A 16063-nucleotide genomic window follows, 5' to 3' on the forward strand; every position below is an offset into this window, starting at 1 on the left:
AAAATACGGTACCGGAAAGAGCAGCATAGAACTGGCGGGTACCGGACTCATCAGCACAGTTATCGGGTGTATCGAACCATGCAACGCAAAGAGCCCACATTGGGCGGCAGCGCCGCTCTTGAGCCATCACTGGATCTCACTACCAGCGAAGAAAGGAGTGATTCACCGGAGCCCCAGGTGATCGTGGAGGAGCGCCGGGGTGGTTTCTCTTTCTTGGGTCTATGTGCCCTGATTATGGCGATGGGTGGGCTGGGTGCCTCGGGTTTCCTGTACCAGCAATGGCAGGACAGCCGGACCTTGTTGAATGATGCAGAGACTCGTATTGCCGATGCGGAAAACCGTATTGCTGAACTGGAGAAGCGCTTTAGCCTCTCCGATGAGGAATCTACGGCATCGGTTGAAGTTCTGAATGCAAAAGCGAAGGAAAACTCCTCGGAGATCCGCAAATTGTGGGGTGTTGCTTATGACACCAACCGCAAGAGTATCTCCGCCAACAAAACAGCAGTTGCGGCTAACAAAAAGCAAGTCGCCGCTCTTAGCACAAAGCTCAGCGGCCTCGAGTCCAGCGTGAAGAAAATCGCCGCTGTAGAGGCTTCGCTGGCAGAGTTGCGCAAGGGCAATACAGATTCCCAGCGTGAGATGACCGACAAGCTTGCACGTCTGGAGCGCCAGCTGGCTTCAGTGCGCAGTGACCTGACTATGCGTGTCGGTGCGAATGAAGAGGCTGTAGAGTCTATCGATGCTTACCGCCGTTCGGTGAATAAGGATTTGGTGCAGCTTCGCGATGCGATTCGCTCCCTGCAGTCCAGCGGTGATTCCACAGCTTCATCCATGTAGTTTTCCGGTTGAGTTAAAAAAGGCGGACCTGGTGTCCGCCTTTTTTTATTCCGTTTTCCCTTTAGGTGAATGGGATTTCTGGGAATATCTGGGTCAATAACCCTACATTTCGTGTAGAATCGCCGGCCTCGAGACGTTAATCGGAGTTGGCAATGACCACTATCCGCCAGGATGATCTGATCGGCAGCGTGGCCGATGCGCTGCAATTTATTTCTTACTACCACCCACAGGACTTCATTCAGGCCCTGAACAAGGCTTATGAGAAAGAGGTCAACCCGGCGGCCAAGGACGCCATGGCCCAGATCCTGATCAACTCACGCATGTGTGCCGAGGGCCACCGCCCAATCTGTCAGGATACCGGCATTGTCACCGTGAAGTTGAAAGTGGGCATGAATGTGCGTTGGGAAGCGGACATGAGCGTTACCGATATGGTTAACGAAGGTGTGCGCCGGGCCTATCAAAATGCCAGCAACGTGCTGCGTGCCTCTATTCTGGAAGATCCAGATGGTGCTCGTAAGAATACCGGAGACAATACTCCGGCGGTGATTCACTATGAAATCGTTCCCGGTGATACCGTAGAAGTTTATGTGGCAGCTAAGGGCGGCGGCAGTGAAGCCAAAACCAAGTTTGCCATGCTGAATCCATCAGACTCGGTGGTTGACTGGGTGCTGAAGATGGTTCCACAGATGGGTGCCGGCTGGTGTCCGCCCGGCATGCTGGGTATTGGTATTGGCGGTACCGCTGAGAAAGCGATGCTGTTGGCCAAAGAATCCCTGCTAGACCCCATCGACATTCAGGAACTGCAAGAGCGCGGAGCCTCTAACCGTGCTGAAGAGCTGCGTCTGGAACTCTATGATTCCGTCAACAAACTGGGCATCGGCGCCCAGGGCCTGGGCGGACTGACCACTGTGTTGGATGTGAAGATCAAGGATTATCCTACCCACGCTGCCAACAAGGCTGTGGCGATCATCCCCAACTGCGCGGCTACCCGTCACACCCACTTTACCCTGGATGGCTCCGGGCCCGCTCGCCAGACTCCGCCTAAGTTGGAAGACTGGCCGGAAATTACCCGCGAAGCGGGCAGCAATACCCGTCGGGTAAACCTGAATACCATTACTGCAGAAGATATCCAAAGCTGGCAGCCGGGTGAGACCCTGCTGCTGAACGGCAAGATGCTGACTGGTCGCGATGCGGCGCACAAGAAAATGGTAGATATCCTCGCCAAAGGCGAGAAGTTGCCTGTGGATCTCACCGGCCGCTTTATCTACTACGTAGGCCCGGTAGATCCGGTGCGCGATGAGGTTGTTGGTCCCGCTGGCCCAACCACTGCTACCCGTATGGATAAATTCACTCGCACTATGCTGGAAGAAACCGGCTTGGCGGGGATGATCGGTAAGGCGGAGCGCGGCCCCATGGCAATTGAGGCGATCCGCGATAATAAAGCGGTATACCTGATGGCTGTCGGTGGCGCTGCTTATCTGGTTGCCCAGGCGATTAAAGGCTCCGAAGTAATCGCCTTCCCCGAGCTGGGAATGGAAGCGATTTACGAGTTCGAAGTAGAAGATATGCCGGTAACTGTGGCTGTCGACAGTCAGGGTGAGTCAGTACACACTACTGGCCCGCTGATCTGGAAAGCCAAGATTGCCGAAGGTGAGGTGTAACGCTTCCGCCATTTAAAGAAAGGCCCCAACAGGGGCCTTTTTTATTGGAATTTATTGCCTTGCTCAGCTAAGTCCGCCAGCATCAGTTCGCGAATAATTGGTATAGGTGCACTGCCATAGCTCAGGAACATCTCATGGAATCCCTTGAGGCTAAAGTTGTTGCCCATTTTCTTTTTGATTTCCTCGCGCAGGGCCAAAATATCTGTAAAACCAGCAAAATAGCTGGTGAGCTGCACTTGGCTTAAGGTCGCCCTGCGCCATTTACCCTCTGCTTCAGCCTGTTGTTGAAAGGCATCCCTGACCATTAACTTCATCGCCTCTGCTTGGCTGATACCCTTTACCTGTACCTCATAATCCAAGATGGTATTAGTGATAGTGCGCAAGTTCCACTTGTAGTACATCAGCCACAGCTCGGGGGAAAAATCACCGTAACCCGCATCCAGCATCATGCGTTCCGCATAGACGGCCCAGCCTTCGATCATGGCAGTATTGCCGAGAATAGTTTTCAGGATACTGGGGGACTGGTTGGCGTAAACCAGTTGAGTGTAGTGCCCGGGGATCGCTTCATGGATATTGAGTATCTGCAGGATATAGTCGTTGTATTCTCGCAGTAAGCTCTCCGCCCGTTGATCGGAGTAGGTCTCTATGGGCATCACGTTGTAATAGGTATTTGCATTTTTATGGTAGGGGCCAGGCGCATTAATGGAAGCTACAGCAAAGCCTTGCATGTAGGCTGGAGTTGTTCGAACTACCAGTGGCTTTTCCTTGTCCAGGCTTAACAGGTTTTTTTCGGTCACGAACTTTGCCAGCTCCGGGATCTGTTGCTCTACTTTTTCCTTGAAAGTTTCTTTGGTGGCATGATATTGGGAAAGCTTGTTCAGCAGCTTTTCAATTTTTACCAGTGGCTCGTTGGGTGGGGAGTCAGAAGGAAAGTATTTTGGCCAGAGTTGATCGGCAAGCTTGGTCATTTTATCGTGGGTTAGCTGCTTCTCTATGATGGCGCGCTGGTATAGTTCAGCAGCGCTCATTCCAATATTGATATCAAACTGGAATTTTTCTTCGTAGAGTTTTTCACCGATACGAAAATCACGGAATTTTCCGGATTTAGTCAATTTCTTTTGCAGGTTTTGTAGGAAGTGGATATAGCTTTGAATCGCTAAGCGAGAATCGTGCATTCGCCGCAGGAAAATCTCCTTTGCGTCCGCAGGCATCTGACTTTCTTTAACCGTTTTTTCCAGCTCTTCACCAAAGACTTCCAATGAGCCTGTACTCTGTTGAATTGCTAATTCAAGCTGTGGCGCTGCCGGACGATAGATAGCGGCCTTAGCGGCCTGATAGTACTCGGGCACTTGCAGCATACGAGTGCTAACGGTATGTAGGCGCTTTAGAAGTGGCGCATAGTCGGTGTTTAGGATCAGGGCAAAAGAATGGGAAACATTATATATGGATGGGTCCCATTGGTATGACTTAAAGCGGGTATATTGCCATTGCAGTCGATGCAGAAAATTTTCTATAAGAGCGAGATTACTGCGTGAATTGATATTGAGCTGGCTTTTATCCAAGGCTGCAAATTTGCGTTCATAGATTTGAGCAAAGTCCAATACAAATTCACGATAACTCTTATCGGGCACCTGAAGCTCTTTGGCTACTTCATAGTAGCCTTCACTGAGCGCCCAGGATGGGAATAGATTCCATAGGCCGTGTATAAATTGCTGACAGAGCTGCTCGAATGCCAGGTTTGTCTCGGAGCGCATTTCCTCCAGGATAACCTTCTCAGGTGGAGGAAGGCGCTCTCTATCCACTTGCTGGCGCTCACAGGCTCCTAGAGATACTAGAAGTAGTAATAGGCTGAGGTGTGCTTTCATGACAATCCTCACGTTAATCTGCCGATGTCGACCCAAGGCTGCGGTGGCCATAGATCGTCCAATATTTTTAGCATGCGGTTCCATTTTGTGATGGTAAAACCGGATAAAATGCGTTTTTGAGCCCTGTACTTGTTTCGTTAAGGGGGGGCGGGTAGAGTGAGGCCGGCCCAATTGAGCCGATAATAAACAAGGTTTTGAGGACCGATTCATGACCGAACTAGCTCAACAACAATGTGAAGCCTGTCGTGCCGATGCGCCGCTGGTGAGTGATGACGAACTGCCAGGACTGCTACGGCAGATTCCCGACTGGACGCCGATGACCCGTGACGGAATTATGCAGCTGGAACGCGTGTTTAAGTTTCGTAACTTCAAGCAGGCTCTGGCGTTTACCAACCGTGTCGGCGCGATTGCTGAAGAGGTGGGGCATCACCCCGCACTGCTGACTGAATGGGGTAAGGTTACGGTTACCTGGTGGAGTCACGAGGCTAAGGGCCTGCACAAAAATGACTTTATCATGGCTGCTCGCACCGATGAGCAGGTGGATGCCGCTTAACTAGTATTTCTTGTGGCGCCTATATCCGGCTTTGGGAGGCGATGGACCATTTGAAATAGCACTCACCGGTTCTTGGTAATCTTAGGGCTGGTGAGCATCCCAATTTAGCCCCTTTTCCCCCAAGGCTAGGGGTGTCGTCTAAAGGGAGATAAGTCTTGTCAGAGTATACTTCAACGGTGACCTGGAAACGCGACGAGCAGATTTTCACCGATAATCAATACAGTCGCGCCCACACCTGGCAATTTGATGGTGGGGCATCTATCCCAGCCTCCTCTTCCCCCCATGTTGTACCCATTCCCTATTCAGTAGTTGAAAACGTTGATCCAGAAGAAGCTTTTGTAGCGGCTCTTTCCAGCTGCCATATGTTGTTTTTTCTATCGATTGCAGCCAAGCGAGGGTTTGTGGTTGATGAATATTGCGATGAAGCTATAGGAATTATGGGGGCTGATAAGGATGGTCGAATTGCTATGACTAAAGTTACCCTGCGTCCTTCAGTGCGCTTCTCCGGTGAAAAACAACCCAGTCGCGAGCAGTTAGAAAAAATACATCATCTTTCCCACAAACAGTGTTTTATTGCGAACTCCGTGAAAGCTGAAGTGGTGACAGAGATCCAGGAAGTTCCAATTTAAGGAGCCTATAGCGGTTTGGTTGTCGCTGGGTACTAGGTAGGCTTAGCGGCACTATTAATTTGTTTATTTTTTTCGGCGATGTATGTACACAATTATTGAGAAAGTAGCTTCTACCGAGGATTTCCTCAAACTGCGAGAGATAACAGGCTTAACCCCCAGAAGCCGTGAAGCAGCGGAAAAAGGCCTTCCAAATAGTTTGTATGGTATCCATATAAAAAGACAATCTGAAACTGTCGCTATGGGGCGGGTAGTGGGGGATGGCGCACTTAATTTTGAGATAGTGGATGTTGCTGTCGATCCCAAATTCCAAGGTGTTGGCCTGGGGCGTCAGATCATGGAGCACATTATGGCTTACCTGGATCGAGAAGCCCTTCCTTCAGCATATATTACGTTGATGGCAGATGTTCCCGAGCTTTATAGAAAATTTGGATTTGAATTGAGCCGTCCAGATACTGAAGGGATGTATCTTATCAAATAATGGCACAGAGCTATTATTTTGGATTCGAAGTTGGCTTTACATCAATGAACGAATGATTGATTCAGTGTTGGCTATATCGTTTATGGTATTGAAATCATTTAGGTGTTGAATAGGTTGCTTGTGTTTCATCATACAGTTGATTCCTTTAATTGCGTTACTTTGGATCTCGAGAATTTTTCTGGTACGGAAAATCAGTTCTTGGTTGAACTGGTAGCCATTATAGAAGTATCCAGAGTTAACAGACGAAAGTTGATATGGATAGATCTCCGAGATGCACTTACCCGGTTTATCCCGATATGCCTAAAGCATGGTTTTACATTTCATAGCTGTCGGGATTCTGCTACAAGGCTGGTTCTTAAGCTTCAGGAAGATGCATATGTTCCCTTCTACCCAACCCATACGGTGGGAGTTGGGGGATTCGTACTTCTTGATGGGCAACTGCTCTGTGTCCAGGGCCACAGTGCAGCATCGAGCCCGAAGCTGCCTGGAGGAACCGTTGACCTGGGTGAAAAGATAGCCGATGCGGTGATTCGTGAGGTTTATGAGGAGACCGGTGTGTCCTGCGAGTTTTCCTCAGTACTCGGATTTGCCACCCGATTTCCTACAAATTTAGGCTACACGGATATCTACTTCGTATGTGAATTGAGTGCCTTAAATCGGGATATTTCAATAACAGATACGGAAGAAATTAAGCATGCTTCCTGGGTGGATATTGACCACTACTTAAATGGAGGGCATATCTCAGCATTTAATAGACATGTTGCTGAAATGTCCTTGCAGAGGCTTGGTTTAACTCCTGTCAGCCAGGACTCTTACAAGGATCCTTTCGCAAAGCAGGAAATATTTTGGACTAATGCCTGAAGGGGCCAAATGATTAGTTGAGTATATATTGCTGTTTAACCACTTACTTTGGGGGCAGAGGGAAAGACTAGACTGCATTCTAAACACATTGTGAATTCTTCATTCTCATTGAGTCCAGAACGCGGCGTATGATTTCTTCCTCTTCTGATTATTAAATTATTAGTGGGTTAAATGGTTAGCTGGTGGAAAGATGGAGTGTTCCTATGAAAAGCAAACTTATAGCTATTTTAATTACTGCAGTTTGGAGTTTAACTGCTCAATCCAAAGAGTTAACTATTGGTGAGCGCAAGGTTATTGCCTCGCAAACTCTTGAAGAGAAAAGGGAGTACTGGATTTCTCTTCCCACATCCTTTAAAGAAGGTGGATATAAAGATTACCCGGTTCTCTATTTACTTGATGCAGATTTTAATAGCTTCTTTCATGTCTTCACAGGTATGGTTCGGCAGCTGAGCTCTGATGCCACCCCAGTAATTCCTGAAATGATTGTCGTAGGTATCGTAAGCCAAGAACGTGTTAGAGATAGCTCACCTACTAGATCGCTAATTGAATATGGCGGGCGTAAAAATCAGGCGCTTTCCAATACAGGGGGCGCTGATCAATTCCTTGAGTTCTTAAGAGAGGAGCTTATCCCAGAGATAAACGCAGAATATCCGACATCCGGGTATCAAATTCTTGCAGGTTACTCATTTACAGGTCTACCTGTTATCCATAGCTTATATTCGGCGCCTGAAGACTTTAATGCGTATATCGCTATTGATCCAAGTATGTGGTGGGATGAGCAGGTTATGTTAAAGCGGTATTCTGAATTCCTACAAGGTAAATCAACTGAAAAGCGCAGGCTGTTTATCGCTACTTCAGAGAGAATAGAAGGTGTATATCCTGATGAAAACTATGTTGCAGAATTTATTAGGCTGCTAAATGAGAAGCCCAAGAAAGGGCTGTACGTAGATTCAGTAACATATGGGGCAGAAGAAAATCATCATACCATGCCCGTTATTAGCTTTTATAGAGGGCTTCGATCAATTTTTGATGGTTATATGATCGATGATCAAGCTAGATTTCGCACCGCAGTGAATGTTAAAAATCACTTCGAACAGTTCTCAAGAAAGCTCGGAGGGACGTTTATGTTGAGGGAAGATGTTATTAGTTTCTTTGGCTATGATCGTCTCTATAATGATCAGTTTGGCATAGATGTTGATAAGGCAATAGAATTTTTCGAATTGAATACACAGTTTTATCCAGGTTCATATAAAACCTGGGATAGTTTGGCTGAAGCTTATATGGTAAAGGGGGAGAAAGAGCTTGCTATAGATTGTTATAGAAAATCATTGTTAATAAATCCTGATAATGAAAATGCTAAAAGTAGAATGTCTGATTTATTGATATATTAGTTTTTTTAAGTCTAGCTCCTTATAGTCGTGTGCTGCCCTTGGGTAGGTGGTGAAAAAGACTCGCTGATAGTGGCTCGATTGATTGCTGCACAAGCAGGCTGGAAACTCTTTTGAGAGTGAGGGTTAGACAGTTGACGCTCAAAGAGAAATGTTTTAGCTGAGTCCTCATAAAGTCGTGCACTGATCTGTAATTTGAGCTTTCAATATGAGCTCTGTGTTAGCTGGAAGTAGTCTTATCTATTTGATATTATTTCAGTATAACCTGTGAGTGTACTTGTGATAATCAGGTTTGATTATATCGGCAAAATAATATTTTCTATTTGTGCCCATAAGGAAGTTATAGTCGATTGTGGCTAGGTACCCCTAAAGCTTGAGCTGACTATTTAAGTTTTAGGGCAATTTATTATGGTAAGGTTGTTTAATGAGAAGGATAGTTCTCCCGTTTTTTTTACTTTTTTCTGGTTGGGTATTTTCTGGAGAAAGTAAAGATGAGGCGGTTGGAGATATTTTTACTAGCGCAAAATTAATTGAGCGTTCCCCGCTTAAGTATCCGCCCTCAGAAGCTCGCTCCCAAAGAGAGGGGTGGGTTGTTTTGAGTTATGTTGTTTCGGTTGAGGGTGTTGCAGTTGATGCGATAGTTGTCGATTCTAGCGGCAATAAACAATTTGAGAGGAGTGCGTTAAGTAATATTAAAACATGGACTTGGGAGCCGGCGACATTAAATGGGAATCCGGTAGAGCAAATTTATACTCGGAGCAAGTTTAGTTTTAATATGAAAAGGACACCCTCTGGGGCAAGGCGTTCTTTTGTTTTAAGGTATAAGGAAGCGGCCTCTCTCATTAAGAATGGTAGTCTCGATGAGGCCGAAGTGAAAATTAAAAAGCTGGGAAAGCGTGAGAAATGGAATCACTATGAGGATTCCTGGTTTTGGTGGTTAAAGGCACAATACAATTTGGCACAGGGGAACAAAGAGGCAGCTTATGGGAACCTGTTAAAGTCGATAGCTTATGACGGCGTTTATCTTCCTGATAATTTTTATATGACTGCACTGGAAATTTTATTTCTATCGCAAGTTGAGCGTGCTTACTATGCGGATGCCTTGGATACCTTTTCCAAGATGAAAGAATTTTCGGATGGCAAGTATGAGGATAAGATCTTAGAGTTAAGCAGTATTGAAGAAAAGATCAAAATTTTTCTTGCTAGTGATAGTCCTATTGCTGTTAGTGGTGCCATTGGCGAGCATGAAAACTGGCCGTATAAGCTCAATAGAAGAAAGTTCTATTATCAAAATATAGTTGGTAGTGTTGATAAGTTTGAATTAAGGTGCGATAGGAATAGGCAGGTCTTTGAGTTTTTGCTGGATAATACTTGGGAAGTACCGGAAAGTTGGGGGGCATGTACCGTGTATGTTTATGGTGAGGAAGGCACTAAAGTTGAAATTGTCGAGCTTAGAGGTTAATAGGGCGGGGCAATTTGATTGCTTTGGGTATCTATTTTTGTTGGCTGTATATCGCTGTAAAATAGAGGCTTAATTCAAGAGGGTCCCTGCTTTGTCGGGGGTCCAGATAGTAATAGTTTGTCAAATGATTACTCTAATAAATTTCTGGCAAATTGTAGTAATTCAGACTTGACCTGACAGAGTACCTCCAGAAAAACCAGTAACTGTCAGATCAAATATGAACTAATCCAAATTAGAATCGCTACTTTAGAAGTTAAGTAGCTATTGTTTTCAATGGTTATACTCAACTTGGTGATCTGAAATTCTACTGTTTTCCTAAAGTCAGATCGCCAAGTTATTTGACGCAGTATTTTTCTGATTTTTATTGCGTTTGATCTAGTTATCTAAAATTAAGTTGTTCTCTGGGTTGTAGTAGCAGTAATCAAAGTCCAAGTTCTTGCGAAAACAGTAGGGGTCTATAGCATCAGCATCCGACCATAACCCAAGGCCGTAGTAGTAGGCGAATTCCTGCTCTAGTTCAAATTCGCTGCCGCAGTAGTATTCATAATTCCAGGCAGCCCCACGTATCACCATTTCCTGATTGATATTGTAACCATTCACATATAAGTACCCGGTCTCCCGGCCATAGACATCTTTTCCGGTAGATTCGAAATCAACTGAACCAAATGACAATAAGTAGCTGAGAGTTTGAGTGGCTTCGGATCCGTAAGATTGGGTGTTGGGATTGGTTTCAGGGGCATCAATGCAGTTTAAACGGATCTTTACGTACTCACTGTCGACGTAACCGTGAACTGTATCGCCATCAATAACTTGATAGTTTGTTAACGGCGCTGCCTGTGTCGAAGTAGATAGGGCCGCCATGATAAGTAGTCTTTTCATTATGATTATCCTAGATAAAGTTACATGGCGCAGCATAGGTAGGGGTTGTTACGTTGCTATGTATAAATAGTGATATAAAAAATGGATTTTTATTAAATGTATGGTAAGGTCACATTTTTAATAGGAGGGAGTAGCTTTTAACCATGTTGTAAAAGATGTACTGAAATCTATGGCCAAGGTATATGAGAGGGTGGTAAGCGTTAAGACGGTGGAGTTAATTTTTATTTTGCGCGGACCGATAGCTCTTATCTTCAAGAGCTATCGGAGATGGAAATAGAGTTGATTTATTCAAAGATACTTTAAGCTTGGCGTGGACTTGCCCAGAGTAAAAACTCCCGGTTGCCATCGCCGCCTTTTATTGGACTGTCAATATACTCTTTCACTTCAAGTCCCAAGTCTTCACATAAGGCAGTAATGCGCTCGCGCACCTCCGGGTAGTATTTGGCATCACGCACCAGACCACCCTTGCCGATCCCCTCCGGGCCCACTTCAAATTGCGGTTTAACCAGACTTAAGAGTTGCCCCGAAGATTTAAGCAAGGCGGGTAACTGCGGCAGAATGAGTGCTTGGGAAATAAAAGAGACATCCATAACGATGGCATCAAAACCTGTGTCTCCGTGGGGGGCGATTTGGGAGGCTTCCAGGTGGCGTGCATTTACCCCTTCAAATAGGTACATACGGGGGTCATCCAGTAACTTCTGCGCCAACTGATCTCGCCCAACATCAACACCGACGACTGATGCTGCTCCCCGTTGAAGTAGGCAGTCGCTAAAACCGCCAGTAGAGCAGCCAACATCCAGTGCGTGCCACCCAGAGGGGTTTAGTCCTGTCTGGTCGAGGATGGCGGCCAATTTCACGCCCGCTCGGGAAACATACTGGTCTTCCGGTAGGGGGGTGACTTCAAGGGCGCAATCTTCTGGAATGTTCTGCCCGGCCTTGCGCGCGGGCTGGAGGGTACCGCCATCGGATACCATGACCCTTCCGGCATCAATCAGTTTCTTTGCATGGGTGCGGGAGTTTGCCAGCTCTCTCTGTACAAGCAGTTGATCCAATCGGGTCATGTTTCGCGGTGCAATCCTGTTTACATAATTGAGAATACAGGGCCCATGCTAACCTCTGGCTCCAGCAGGTAGAAGTGCGGCTCCGCAAATTGTGGGACTAATCTTTAGTAAGGAGGATGTTAGCTGATGGCAAAAAGCGTTCTGGATAAGTTCAAAATTCGCAAGGGAAAGGTCTTTGAGGCGCCACTTGAGGGTGCCTTTGGGCGCCTGGTTACTCCCTTTGAAGAATTTATCCATCGCCAAAGTAGCAGTGGTATTTTGTTGATGCTATCAGCTCTGGCGGCGTTGGTTATTGCCAACTCTCCTTTGCAGGAGGCTTACAAGCACCTGTTGCACATGCCCATCAGCCTCAGCGCGGGAAACTGGGAATTCTCTCTCTCCTTACATCACTGGATCAACGATGGCTTGATGGCGATCTTTTTCTTTCTGGTGGGATTGGAATTAAAGCGCGAATTTATGGTGGGAGAGCTGTCCGACCTTCGCCAGGCTGTACTTCCGGTGATGGCGGCAATTGGCGGAATGGTGGTGCCGGCACTTATTTACGCTTCTTTTAATGCGGATAGTGGTGCAGAACGCGGCTGGGGCATTCCCATGGCCACGGATATAGCATTTGCTGTTGGCTGTATTGCCCTCTTGGGGAATCGGGTGCCTCGTGCGGTAGTTACTTTCCTGGTTGCACTAGCCATTGTGGATGATTTGGGCGCAATTTTAGTGATTGCAATCTGGTATACCGAACAGGTGAATATCACCGCGCTGATTGCGGCGGGTTGCCTGGTAGTGATTATGTGGCTGCTTAAAGCGGCGGGGGTTCGCAGTTCTCCGGCCTATGTATTTGTCGGTGTGCTGCTCTGGTATGAGTTCTACCTGGCGGGGGTACATGCGACTATTGCGGGGGTGATTACGGCAATGGCACTACCGGCCAAACCCAAATATGACCCGGTGGCCTTTAGTACCTTTGTAAAGGATATTATTCGCAGCTTTGACCGCTGTTTCCGTCCAGGCGATAAGATTATTGCTAACGATGCGTTGCGCGCCCGAGTGATGGCGCTGGGAAATGGCGTCAACCTGGCGCAATCGCCGCTACAGCGCATGGAAACCCGCCTGCACACACCGGTGGGTTTCGTAATAATCCCTATTTTTGCATTGGCTAACGCCGGTATTCCCTTTAGTAGTTTTACCAGTTCTTCGGCAGTGATAAACCCTGTCACCCTAGGGGTCATTTCCGGCTTGGTTGTGGGCAAGCTGGTGGGTATCGTTGGCGCCACCTGGATTGGCTGGAAGCTTGGCTGGGGCAAGTTGCCTAAGTCCGCCAATTTCCAACATATTGTCGGTGTTGCACTCCTTGGCGGGATTGGCTTCACTATGTCGATCTTCATTGCCGAGCTGGCCTTTAGCTCTGAATATGAGCTGTTGATCCAAGCTAAAGCGGGTATCCTACTGGCATCAGTAATTGCTGGGGTGGCGGGGTTCCTGGTTTTGCGCAAAGCTCCGGTGGCCGATGAGTTTGAAGTTCATGGGGAGGGGGAGCCCCTGGATGAAGGTGGCAGCGATAGCCTTGGGGAAGGGGAAGACGCAGAACAGCAGCCCAGCCGCCAGGGTTAAGTTGTTTTAGCGTTCCTGATGTCACTGCCCCTCGGTCCTGGAGGGGCCTGATTCCATTAGTCTCCAGTTCCCATTGTTAATGTACGTGAGAGAAATAAGAATTATGTATTTGAGAACACTGGCACAGGCGCTACCAGTGCTGGCTATTTCCCTTCTGCTCGGGGCTTGTGATGGCCAAACTACAGCTAATAAAAAAGCCGATTCTGAAGTCGGGGTTGATAATCAATCGACTACAACCAATCCCAAATCCGATAATGGAGTTAGTGCGATGGATAGTCTGGCCCAGGCTTATGTCCTTCTAGTACTTGAACTGGGAAATCATGACGACAGCTATGTCGATGCCTATTACGGTCCGGCTGAATTGCGTGAAACTGCCACCAAGAGTAAGGCGAGCGCTGCAGATATTGCCCGGCGCGGTGAATCTTTACTGGCAGAGCTGCCAGCGGTAATCGACGGCGATGGGTCTATCGAAAACCTGCGTATGCATTACCTGAAGACACAGTTGCGGGCCCTGGTGTTCCATGCTCGTAGTCTGGCAGGAAAGAGCCCGAGAAGCTTCGCCAATGAAGCTCGAACCCTCTACGACACCGAGCCCCCGCAGCAGGATTTGGAAAGTTTTGAACCCATGCTGGAGGAGTTGGAAGCATTACTCCCAGGTGAGCAGCCCTTGAGTGAGAGGGTAGCCAGCTTCCGCAAAGCTTATGAAATTCCTGCTGATCGCCTTCAGGCCGTATTTGATGCCGCCATTAAAGAATGCCGCGCGCGCACTAAGCAGTATGTATCGCTCCCAGCGGATGAGAGCTTTGTTCTGGAGTATGTCAGCGACAAACCCTGGAGTGGCTACAACTGGTATAAGGGGCGTTCGCACAGTCTTATACAGGTGAACAATGGCCTGCCTATTACGATAGATAGGGCTATTGATCTGGGGTGTCACGAAGGGTATCCGGGGCATCACACTTATAACGCGCTGTTGGAGCAAACTCTGGTCAAGGAACGGGGTTGGGCAGAGTACAGCGTTTACCCGCTTTTCAGTCCACAGTCACTGATTGCCGAGGGAAGTGCAAACTACGGGATAGAGCTGACTTTCCCCGGTGAGGAGAAAACCCGTTTTGAAATGGAGGTTCTCTACCCCTTAGCTGGCCTGGATCCGAAAACGGCGGGAAAGTATGAGCAGGTAATGGCCCTGGTAGATAAGTTGGGTTTTGCCGGCAATGAGATTGCCCGCCAGTATATCGACGGGGAAATTGAGGGCGCGCAGGTACCTGCGTTGTTTGAGAAATATACTTTGATGAGCCCCGCCAAGGCAGCACAGCGGAAGGATTTTGTAGATGCCTACGGCGCCTACGTAATTAATTACAATTGGGGTAAGACACTGGTTGCTGATTATGTAGAGCAGGGCAGTCAAAATAGTGAAGAGCGCTGGCAGCGCTTTACCCGCTTATTGTCCTCGCCGCGCCTGCCGTCATCCCTGGATTGGTAATCATGCAAAAAGGCACTTTGAGAGAGTATTTACTATCGCGCCCGGAAGCTATCGAGGATTTTCCTTTTGGCCCGGATGTAGCGGTATTTAAGATTAAGGGGCGTATGTTTGCTACCTTAAGCTGTTACCGCGGGGTGAACGCCAGTAATCTCAAGTGCGATCCCGATGAAGCCCAGGCCTTAAGGGACATCTTTTCCGGTGTTATCCCGGGTTACCATATGAACAAGAAACACTGGAATACGGTGTTGTTGGATGGCACAGTGCCCGATTATGAGATTGAGCGAATGGTGGATCGCTCATATGGCCTGGTGGTTAAGGGGCTTCGCAAGCTTGAGCGGGAGTCCCTGGAACTGGCCTATGGAGCGGAGCTGCTCTACCGCTAGAGGCCCCTGAGAATAGAAATACCCAGATTTAGTCTAGGAGAGGATGTGAACGAATTTATTGTCGATGTAACGGCAGAGAACGCCCAGCAAATTCTGATTGAAGAGTCCATGAAGCGCCCGGTAGTGGTGGACTTTTGGGCCGATTGGTGTGAGCCGTGCAAGCAGTTGATGCCGGTGTTGGAAAAACTGGCCAATGAGTATAGCGGTCAGTTTTTATTGGCGAAGGTCAATGCAGATACCGAGCAAATGCTGGCGGGTCAGCTGGGTGTACGCAGCTTGCCCACGGTAATGGTTTTAAAAGATGGCCAGCCGGTAGATGGCTTTGCCGGTGTGCAGCCAGAGACACAGATTCGTGAGATGCTGGATAAGTATCTGCCAAAACCCTGGGACATAAAGTTGCAGCAGGCACAGGCGTTAATCGGTGAAGATAAAGTGGCGGAAGCCCTGCCTCTGTTGCGTCAGGCTTATACGGAATCGTCTGAACGCACTGATATCGCCAAACAACTGGCTGCTATCTTGCTCGACCAAAACCGTGCCCAGGAAGCGGAGACTGTGCTCAGTAAAATTCTGCTGGCAGATCAGGACGCGGAATATCAGCAGCTGATGGCTCAATTAGAGCTGAAGCAACAGGCAGCGGAAACTCCAGAAATTCAGGCTCTGCAAAAGGCGCTGGAAGAAAACCCTGCGGATAGCGATTCTGCTTATCAATTGGCCGTACAGTACAGTCAGGCCAACCGCCATGAAGAAGCATTGGAATTATTGCTGGATATTTTGCGTAAAGACATGGGCTTTGCCGATGGTGCTGCCAAGCAGACGTTCCTGGATATTGTAAAAAGTTTGGGTGCTGGCGACCCTGTTGCCACTCAGTACCAGCGCAAGTTAATGACTATGATGTTTTAAAAAATACTTTACCGGTAAACAAAG

At 47.8% G+C, this 16063-nt stretch carries 15 protein-coding genes; 12 read left to right on the forward strand and 3 right to left on the reverse strand.

All coding sequences use genetic code 11. The features are described from left to right. The first annotated feature begins 78 nt into the window (after positions 1-78). Both ACG1BZ_RS05895 and ACG1BZ_RS05900 read left to right on the forward strand, forming a co-directional pair. Complete coding sequence (locus ACG1BZ_RS05895; RefSeq protein ID WP_413664797.1) at positions 79-837, forward strand: hypothetical protein; 759 nt, start codon at positions 79-81, stop codon at positions 835-837. A 152-nt stretch (positions 838-989) separates the two neighbouring features. Beyond that, the gene (locus ACG1BZ_RS05900) at positions 990-2498 is read left to right on the forward strand and encodes a fumarate hydratase (protein WP_413664798.1); all 1509 of its coding nucleotides are present in this window, start codon (positions 990-992) and stop codon (positions 2496-2498) included. Positions 2499-2539: 41 nt separating this feature from the next. On the opposite strand, the gene ACG1BZ_RS05905 is transcribed toward ACG1BZ_RS05900, so the two are convergent. Further along, positions 2540-4363, reverse strand: coding sequence for a DUF885 domain-containing protein (locus tag ACG1BZ_RS05905; RefSeq protein WP_413664799.1), 1824 nt, complete (start codon positions 4361-4363; stop codon positions 2540-2542). 208 nt (positions 4364-4571) lie between these two features. Between ACG1BZ_RS05905 and ACG1BZ_RS05910 the strand changes: the two genes are divergently transcribed. From ACG1BZ_RS05910 to ACG1BZ_RS05935, 6 genes are all read left to right on the forward strand, one after another. Then, complete coding sequence (locus ACG1BZ_RS05910) at positions 4572-4916, forward strand: 4a-hydroxytetrahydrobiopterin dehydratase (protein ID WP_108732232.1); 345 nt, start codon at positions 4572-4574, stop codon at positions 4914-4916. Between the two features lie 155 nt (positions 4917-5071). After that, on the forward strand, positions 5072-5545 hold the full coding sequence (locus ACG1BZ_RS05915; RefSeq protein ID WP_413664800.1) for an OsmC family protein: 474 nt from the start codon (positions 5072-5074) through the stop codon (positions 5543-5545). A gap of 82 nt (positions 5546-5627) precedes the next feature. Continuing rightward, a complete protein-coding gene (locus tag ACG1BZ_RS05920) occupies positions 5628-6023 on the forward strand; it encodes a GNAT family N-acetyltransferase (protein WP_413664801.1) in 396 nt (131 codons plus the stop codon). Positions 6024-6143: 120 nt separating this feature from the next. Continuing rightward, positions 6144-6884, forward strand: a complete 741-nt coding sequence (locus ACG1BZ_RS05925) for an NUDIX domain-containing protein (RefSeq protein ID WP_413664802.1) — start codon at positions 6144-6146, stop codon at positions 6882-6884. A gap of 203 nt (positions 6885-7087) precedes the next feature. Then, positions 7088-8275 carry an alpha/beta hydrolase-fold protein gene (locus tag ACG1BZ_RS05930; RefSeq protein WP_413664803.1) on the forward strand — a complete coding sequence of 396 codons (1188 nt, stop codon included), beginning with the start codon at positions 7088-7090 and terminating at the stop codon, positions 8273-8275. A gap of 421 nt (positions 8276-8696) precedes the next feature. Continuing rightward, positions 8697-9734, forward strand: coding sequence for an energy transducer TonB (locus tag ACG1BZ_RS05935; protein WP_413664804.1), 1038 nt, complete (start codon positions 8697-8699; stop codon positions 9732-9734). Positions 9735-10109: 375 nt separating this feature from the next. Here the strand turns inward: ACG1BZ_RS05935 and ACG1BZ_RS05940 are convergent, their stop codons facing one another. Both ACG1BZ_RS05940 and ACG1BZ_RS05945 read right to left on the reverse strand, forming a co-directional pair. After that, positions 10110-10613 carry a thermonuclease family protein gene (locus tag ACG1BZ_RS05940; RefSeq protein ID WP_413664805.1) on the reverse strand — a complete coding sequence of 168 codons (504 nt, stop codon included), beginning with the start codon at positions 10611-10613 and terminating at the stop codon, positions 10110-10112. Between the two features lie 299 nt (positions 10614-10912). Continuing rightward, positions 10913-11674: a TlyA family RNA methyltransferase gene (locus ACG1BZ_RS05945; RefSeq protein WP_413664806.1), complete on the reverse strand. Its 762-nt coding sequence runs from the start codon at positions 11672-11674 to the stop codon at positions 10913-10915. A 126-nt stretch (positions 11675-11800) separates the two neighbouring features. Here ACG1BZ_RS05945 and nhaA point away from each other — a divergent pair, with 126 nt between their 5' ends. The 4 genes from nhaA to trxA all read left to right on the forward strand — a co-directional run bounded on the left by nhaA (position 11801) and on the right by trxA (position 16039). Further along, positions 11801-13276, forward strand: a complete 1476-nt coding sequence (gene nhaA, locus ACG1BZ_RS05950; RefSeq protein ID WP_413664807.1) for a Na+/H+ antiporter NhaA — start codon at positions 11801-11803, stop codon at positions 13274-13276. Between the two features lie 103 nt (positions 13277-13379). Then, positions 13380-14756: a hypothetical protein gene (locus ACG1BZ_RS05955; protein WP_413664808.1), complete on the forward strand. Its 1377-nt coding sequence runs from the start codon at positions 13380-13382 to the stop codon at positions 14754-14756. A 2-nt stretch (positions 14757-14758) separates the two neighbouring features. Beyond that, positions 14759-15139 carry an MmcQ/YjbR family DNA-binding protein gene (locus tag ACG1BZ_RS05960; RefSeq protein WP_413664809.1) on the forward strand — a complete coding sequence of 127 codons (381 nt, stop codon included), beginning with the start codon at positions 14759-14761 and terminating at the stop codon, positions 15137-15139. A 45-nt stretch (positions 15140-15184) separates the two neighbouring features. Continuing rightward, positions 15185-16039 (forward strand): thioredoxin, encoded by an 855-nt coding sequence (gene trxA, locus ACG1BZ_RS05965; protein WP_413664810.1) that lies wholly within the window; start codon positions 15185-15187, stop codon positions 16037-16039. Positions 16040-16063: the final 24 nt, after the last annotated feature.

It is taken from the genome of Microbulbifer sp. CNSA002, assembly GCF_047324085.1.
GTDB lineage: Bacteria > Pseudomonadota > Gammaproteobacteria > Pseudomonadales > Cellvibrionaceae > Microbulbifer.

What these genes read in the sequence shown, in the direction of transcription:
- ACG1BZ_RS05895 (WP_413664797.1), top strand. Translation starts at nt 79, where the DNA reads ATGCAACGCAAAGAGCCCACATTGGGCGGCAGCGCCGCTCTTGAGCCA.
- ACG1BZ_RS05900 (WP_413664798.1), top strand. Translation starts at nt 990, where the DNA reads ATGACCACTATCCGCCAGGATGATCTGATCGGCAGCGTGGCCGATGCG.
- ACG1BZ_RS05905 (WP_413664799.1), bottom strand. Translation starts at nt 4,363, where the DNA reads ATGAAAGCACACCTCAGCCTATTACTACTTCTAGTATCTCTAGGAGCC.
- ACG1BZ_RS05910 (WP_108732232.1), top strand. Translation starts at nt 4,572, where the DNA reads ATGACCGAACTAGCTCAACAACAATGTGAAGCCTGTCGTGCCGATGCG.
- ACG1BZ_RS05920 (WP_413664801.1), top strand. Translation starts at nt 5,628, where the DNA reads ATGTACACAATTATTGAGAAAGTAGCTTCTACCGAGGATTTCCTCAAA.
- ACG1BZ_RS05930 (WP_413664803.1), top strand. Translation starts at nt 7,088, where the DNA reads ATGAAAAGCAAACTTATAGCTATTTTAATTACTGCAGTTTGGAGTTTA.
- ACG1BZ_RS05935 (WP_413664804.1), top strand. Translation starts at nt 8,697, where the DNA reads ATGAGAAGGATAGTTCTCCCGTTTTTTTTACTTTTTTCTGGTTGGGTA.
- ACG1BZ_RS05940 (WP_413664805.1), bottom strand. Translation starts at nt 10,613, where the DNA reads ATGAAAAGACTACTTATCATGGCGGCCCTATCTACTTCGACACAGGCA.
- ACG1BZ_RS05945 (WP_413664806.1), bottom strand. Translation starts at nt 11,674, where the DNA reads ATGACCCGATTGGATCAACTGCTTGTACAGAGAGAGCTGGCAAACTCC.
- nhaA (WP_413664807.1), top strand. Translation starts at nt 11,801, where the DNA reads ATGGCAAAAAGCGTTCTGGATAAGTTCAAAATTCGCAAGGGAAAGGTC.
- ACG1BZ_RS05955 (WP_413664808.1), top strand. Translation starts at nt 13,380, where the DNA reads ATGTATTTGAGAACACTGGCACAGGCGCTACCAGTGCTGGCTATTTCC.
- ACG1BZ_RS05960 (WP_413664809.1), top strand. Translation starts at nt 14,759, where the DNA reads ATGCAAAAAGGCACTTTGAGAGAGTATTTACTATCGCGCCCGGAAGCT.